Annotated in this window: 5 protein-coding genes; 4 read left to right on the top strand and 1 reads right to left on the bottom strand. The window is 39.6% G+C overall.

From position 1 onward, the window contains the following. Positions 1-22 precede the first annotated feature (22 nt). From P20495_RS04215 to lnt, 4 genes are read left to right on the top strand one after another with little or no spacing between them, the layout of a single operon-like run. Positions 23-1,081: a PhoH family protein gene (locus P20495_RS04215; RefSeq protein ID WP_002958543.1), complete on the top strand. Its 1,059-nt coding sequence runs from the start codon at positions 23-25 to the stop codon at positions 1,079-1,081. A 4-nt stretch (positions 1,082-1,085) separates the two neighbouring features. Further along, entirely contained in the window at positions 1,086-1,544 is a 459-nt protein-coding gene (gene ybeY / locus P20495_RS04210) for an rRNA maturation RNase YbeY (protein ID WP_008138284.1), read from the top strand. A gap of 22 nt (positions 1,545-1,566) precedes the next feature. Beyond that, on the top strand, positions 1,567-2,451 hold the full coding sequence (gene corC / locus P20495_RS04205; RefSeq protein WP_007378276.1) for a CNNM family magnesium/cobalt transport protein CorC: 885 nt from the start codon (positions 1,567-1,569) through the stop codon (positions 2,449-2,451). Then, positions 2,432-3,994 (top strand): apolipoprotein N-acyltransferase, encoded by a 1,563-nt coding sequence (lnt, locus tag P20495_RS04200; protein ID WP_008138286.1) that lies wholly within the window; start codon positions 2,432-2,434, stop codon positions 3,992-3,994. Before corC ends, lnt begins: the two co-directional genes overlap by 20 nt. Before the next feature lie 70 nt (positions 3,995-4,064). On the opposite strand, the gene P20495_RS04195 is transcribed toward lnt, so the two are convergent. Beyond that, positions 4,065-6,407 carry a P-loop NTPase fold protein gene (locus tag P20495_RS04195; protein ID WP_008138287.1) on the bottom strand — a complete coding sequence of 781 codons (2,343 nt, stop codon included), beginning with the start codon at positions 6,405-6,407 and terminating at the stop codon, positions 4,065-4,067. Between the last annotated feature and the right edge of the window lie 47 nt (positions 6,408-6,454).

Genomic DNA, 6,454 nt, shown 5'->3' on the forward strand with positions numbered 1-6,454 from the left:
CGCAGTACGATAGGAAGCAATTTTGAGTAATCAGTTAAAAACGTTAGAGATTTATTTAGAACCTGCCGATAACAAACGCCTTTCTTCTTTATGTGGCCCGTTTGACGAAAACATCAAACAAATTGAGCGCCACCTGGCTGTTGAAATAATTCACCGCGATAACTTTTTTAAAGTTACGGGTAAGCTACACAACTGCGCCGGCGCTGTAGAAATCTTAAAAAACCTTTATGTTGATACTCAACCAGTGCGTGGTGTTTTAGGCGAAATAGAACCCGATGCCGTTCATTTAGCTATTACCGAATCAAAAGCCCTAGAGCAAGATGCATCAAGCAGCGCTTACGGCAAAGAAATGGTGATTAAAACCCGCCGTGGTGTTATTAAACCACGTAACGACAACCAAGGTGTTTATGTGGCTAATATTTTAAACCACGACATTACCTTTGGTATTGGCCCTGCAGGTACTGGTAAAACCTACCTTGCAGTTGCAGCCGCCGTCGACGCCCTTGAGCGCCAAGAAATACGCCGTATATTATTAACGCGCCCTGCTGTAGAAGCCGGCGAAAAGCTTGGTTTTTTACCAGGCGATTTAAGCCAAAAAATAGACCCATACCTGCGCCCTCTTTACGATGCGCTTTTTGAAATGCTAGGTTTTGAAAAAGTAGAAAAGCTCATCGAAAAAAATATCATCGAAGTCGCACCGCTTGCTTACATGCGCGGACGTACTTTAAACGATGCCTTTATTATTTTAGATGAAAGCCAAAATACCACCGCCGAGCAAATGAAAATGTTTTTAACCCGTATAGGGTTTAACTCAAAAGCGGTGATTACAGGCGATATAACACAGGTCGATTTACCTCGTGGCACACGCTCAGGCCTTCGCCATGCAATTGAAGTGCTTGATGGCGTAAACGAAATTAGCTTTAACTACTTCAAAGCCCACGACGTAGTACGCCACCCTGTTGTAGCACGCATAGTTGAAGCCTACGAGCGTAACGACGAAAGCGAGCGACTTAAGCGCATTGAAAAGCAAAATGCAAAAGACGCACTCGCTGCTCTTCAACAGCCTACTACTAAAGAGTAATACTTTGACAACCGAACTTGATTTACAAATAGCCTGTGAGTTTGACAACCTCCCAAGCGAAGAACAATTTGCACTATGGGCCGACAAAGCCCTTAGCCAATACCGTGACGAGTCAGAACTCAGCATCGTTATTAGCGACGAAGCGCAATCGCAACAACTCAATAACGACTATCGCGGTAAAAATAAACCAACCAACGTACTGTCGTTTGAATTTGAAGCACCACCCGGAATAGATATTCCTTTGGTTGGTGATTTAATTATTTGCCCAGCCATTGTATTAGCTGAAGCAATTGAGCAAGAAAAGTCATTTCATGATCACTTTGCTCACATGGTTATTCACGGATGCTTGCATTTGCTTGGATTTGACCATATAAAGAGTGAAGATGCTTTTGAGATGGAAAGCATAGAAAAGCAATTACTTGCAGAGCTAAACATAGCAGACCCATACCGGGACGAAATTTAAATTAACGGAGCAATTAGACGCAATGAGCGACGGTAACTCGCAATCTAGCCAGGGTTCTTCTGGCAAAACGTGGTTGGGTAGAATAGCCCAAATGTTGCAAGGGGAACCCCAGAATAGAGAAGAGCTGGTCGAAGTTATTGCCGATGCGCAAGAACGAGACGTAATCGATCCAGAAACAAAAGAGATGATAGAAGGTGTGCTTGGCGTGTCTGAGCTTAAAGTGCGAGACATAATGGTTCCGCGCTCACAAATGATCACTCTTGAGATCGACAGCCCGCTTGAAGAGCTAATTCCAATGATGGTCGATTCAACTCACTCACGTTTTCCAGTGGTGATTGAAGACAAAGACCATGTAGAAGGTTTTTTACTCGCTAAAGATTTGCTACCGCTTATCTTAAATAAAGACGAGCACTTACCATCAATACGCGATTATTTACGCCCAGCTATGGTAGTGCCAGAAAGCAAACGTGTTGATACATTGCTAAATGAATTTCGTCAGCAACGCTACCATATGGCCGTTGTTATTGACGAATATGGCGGCGTATCGGGCTTAGTAACGATTGAAGATATTCTTGAAATAATTGTTGGCGAAATCGAAGATGAGCACGACGAAGAAGAAGAACATCAAGATATTCGTCAACTTGCTAAACATGTTCACGTAGTGCAAGCACTCACACCTGTAGATGACTTTAACGAGCACTTTAAAACAGGTTACAGCACAGACGAAGCCGACACTATTGGCGGGACTGTACTGCACGCATTTGGCCATATGCCAAGTCGTGGTGAAACGATTGATATAGAAGGTTACCAATTTAAAGTAACCAACGCCGACAATCGTCGTATTTTGCAACTGCAAGTCACCGTTCCTAAGGCTGATGATAACGACATTGAAGAAACTGCTAACTAGGCTTACCGTATTAGCAAAAGATAAAAAAGCATGGCTCGCACTCGTTGCGGGCCTTATTTTAACTTTTGGCTATGCCCCCTTTGAAATTTGGCCCATCGTATTTATTAGCCTTGCAGCCATAATTTTTTGCATCAACCCAAATAATACCGGTAAAGCACACGCAAAAAGCGCCGCTAAGTATGGCTTTATATTTGGCCTAGGCTGGTTTGGTGCAGGTATAAGCTGGGTACATGTTTCTATTGCCACCTTTGGCGGCATGCCGCTTATTGCGTCGCTCTCGTTAATGGCCTTACTGTGTTCATACTTAGCGTTATTCCCAGCCCTTGCCTTTTGGGCAACTACTCGCTTTGCCACAGGCCCTAAAAGCTTTGGCGCATCACTAATTGCCTGCTTTGCAATTAGTGAGTATTTACGTGGCACTGTACTTACCGGTTTCCCGTGGTTAAGCTTTGGCTACACACAAACCGACGGACCTTTAAGGCTGCTCGCCCCTTATATTGGCGAGTTTGGCTTAACTCTTACCTGTGTCGCTATTGGCTTTGCACTATATAGACTTACCCAAAAAGATTTTAAAACCCCGGCGGTTACTGCGACAGCTGTTGCGCTTATTTTTACAGGTGCAAATACCACAGGCAGCATTCATTACACAGATAAAAACATGTCAGTATTGCTCGTACAAGGCAACATACAGCAACACCTGCGCTTTGAGCCAAGTGAGTTTTGGACCACAATGAGCAAATACCAAGACATGACACGTCCACATTGGGATGCCGATTTAATAGTATGGCCAGAAGCCGCAGTGCCTGAAATAGAAATGCTTGCTGATTCCTACCTAGCCAATTTAGACAGCGCCGCCTCGTTTAATCAAACCGCCCTTGTAACCGGTATTGTTGATTACCAGCGTGATACCAAAAATATCTTTAACACCTTAATTGTTGTCGGTAATAAAGAGCGCGGCGACGAGCACGGGCATTATCATTACCTTGATAAAAACCGCTATCAAAAACACCAGCTGTTACCTATTGGCGAATTTGTACCGTTTCAAGATTTTTTGCGCCCTATTGCCCCATTATTCGATTTGCCTATGTCATCGTTTACCCGTGGCGACAAAGTGCAAAACAACTTGCGCGCCAATGGCTATAACTTACTCCCTGCTATTTGCTACGAAATAGTATTTGCCGACTTAGTACGCGGTAATTACAAAAGCGATTCCGACCTACTCTTTACAGTAAGTAACGATGCCTGGTTTGGCGACTCCATTGGGCCTTTGCAACATATGCAAATAGCCCGCATGCGGGCGCTCGAACTACAACGCCCTCTAGTACGTGTTACTAACAATGGTGTAAGCGCCGTATACGACCCAATAAGCCACACACAACAAACCATGCCTCAGTTTGAAGCTACCATATTGAAAGCCAACATTAAGCTTATAAAAGGCGACAGCGTGTACAGCCAATACGGCAACATGTTTGTATGGGGATTTGTGTTGTTGCTCGGTGCTTTAGGGATTGGGGTAAAACTGAAAGATAAAATAAATACTTAAGATTAAAGCGCGGTAAGATAATTATCGCGCTTTAATTTCAAGCCAAAATAGCAGCCTCAATTAATTGAAACTAAAGTTTTAACATTCGCGATATAAATTTTAATGCATCACTTCTTATACCTTCAAATTCATCATCATTTGCTTCTCGCGCTTCAGCTATTTGACTATAAATCACACGGGTGTTTTCTGATTTAATATTTTTAATCAAAGACTGTACTTTATTTAGAGTCGATTTATTTAGAGCAAGTAATAAATCAGGAATATCATCGGCATTACTTGAAAACAAATACAACAAATTAGCGTCGCTGACAGAATCATTGCCATCAATAAATTGTAAAATAAGATTATTTATAGGAACTTTATAACTTTTGGGTTCACTACCAAAACGTCCAAATGAGCTAAAATTACTATAAATTTTCAATAGCGCAAACAAAGTACCATATGTAAAAGAGGTACGTTGCTCAAATAAGTCGCTTATTATTCTTTCTGAAAAAAGGTATTTAACAAATGCGCTACTTGAGTCAACATCATAGCCTCTTACAGCAAATGATATTAGAAGTTCTAAAGATTTCCTTGATGACCGAACATTAATCGCTTTTTCAAATAATTGCTTAACGGTCACTTCATCTTTAATTTCATTGTAAAGAATATGCCAACCATAATGCTTGATTGACTCAAGCCAAAAGCTAGAAGTCTCATCATTTTCCACAGCGGCACATAAGTCAGTAATTGCTTGGTTTTTAATAATACGGCTATCACCACTAGAAATTTCATTCAACGTTTTAAAAACGTGCCTTTGTTTAAGCTTTTTCGCTGTAAGCCTGCCTTCGATTAATGAGCTACTTATATGCTCGTGTTTATAAAATGATAAAACATGAGCCGGCGGGTTATCTTTTGAAACGTATGTTTCTCTACCTTTACTCTCTTCTATAGCTTTAAAAATATAAGTTAAGCCAAAGTGCTCTAGGCAAGCCTTTATAAGTTCTTTATCTAAATTATCGTCCGGAGAAAAGTTATCTGCAATAAATTTAGTTAATGGTTGGCTTTTAAAGGACTTTTTATTTAATAACACTATTAGTGCATCGTAAATAACTGGGCTATTATTTTTCAATGCCTGAAGTAAAACAAGGTCGTAAAATAACACTTCACCACCTAACGTCTGCCAAATAGGTTTAATTTGTTCTTCAATAGTGTGCAATGCTCTAAATGATGGCAACAACTTATTTATAAGTTGCTGTATTAGGAACCTATCTACATCTTGTTTCAAAAGAACTTTTTGATAATACATTTGCATATCGGCATTTATTAACTCATTTTCTAACTTCTTTATCTCCTCAGTAAAGTTGGGGATAGAAAAGTCAAATCGTATTGGGCAAATGCGCAGTAAAGTATCTGAAAATTCGGGGCGGTTTTCACCTGCAAAAATATAATCAATACCTTGCAGTTCTTCTAATCTATCTAGCAGGCCAGCAAGAGCATGAAGGCTGTCTAGCGCCTTTTGATTGCGATCGAGATCTTGAATTGTTACTAATAATCTTAAATTCGCTGTATTAATGACATCACTTAAGCTTTTTAAAAGTGCATCTGGAGATGTAGGTTTATGCATAAACGCTGCAAATATTTTAGAAGACGTATTACCTGCATTCATAGCTGAAATATAGTGCGACGGTAAAGAACGGAACTTACACATATCAATTTCGCTACTAAGTGCTATTAGCACTTCATCCAATACATATTGGATAATAGATTCAGCTTCAACACCCCATAGGTCAATATTACAGTGAACTAATTTAGGCAATTCTTTTTTATTTTTTAGTTCATCAACAGCTAAATTTATTGCCGTTGTTTTCCCGACACCAAAAGCTCCACATATTAAAATGCGCTTACTCTTACTCTTCGCTGGATTTTTCTCATCGCATAAAGTTTTTTCAATTTGTTTAGCAATATGTTGCGTTGAAGCATTATTTTTTGGTTTATTAGGTTTAGTACGAGTTTTAAAAAGCTCTAATACAGGTAAAATTACTAATCCGACTATAAGAGGTAAGTATAAGAGTACTAACTCTAAACTAACCACAGAGCCAGTTGCTTTAGATTCAAAAAACAACCAAATAGCAATAGTGCATGTTATAGATAGCATGAGAGAAGGATATCGCCAATTAAATTGCCAATATCTTTTTGAATTATAAATAGAAAAGCTATCTGCGATTTTGTTCACGGCTAACCCTGCTAAAAATAATAATGTAGCGTAACCATACAAAGGTGTGAAATTTGAAGTATTAAATGTTTTTTGAAGAAGATTAGTCCAAGCGAGCAACAATTCTTGAATAATGGTTACTGAAGACATAATTAAAAACAAAATATAGGTAATAACACCATATAAAATTAATGTCGTATAACGAGAAAAAGTGACCATATTCATCCATGTACTCAATATTTACTTTTTTATATGCTAACACGCCC

It is taken from the genome of Pseudoalteromonas sp. BSi20495, assembly GCF_000241185.1.
In the GTDB taxonomy this organism is placed as follows: domain Bacteria; phylum Pseudomonadota; class Gammaproteobacteria; order Enterobacterales; family Alteromonadaceae; genus Pseudoalteromonas; species Pseudoalteromonas fuliginea.

Bases quoted from the DNA above. Each gene is read 5' to 3' on its own strand.
- corC (WP_007378276.1), top strand. From the start codon at position 1,567: ATGAGCGACGGTAACTCGCAATCTAGCCAGGGTTCTTCTGGCAAAACG.
- P20495_RS04195 (WP_008138287.1), bottom strand. From the start codon at position 6,407: ATGGTCACTTTTTCTCGTTATACGACATTAATTTTATATGGTGTTATT.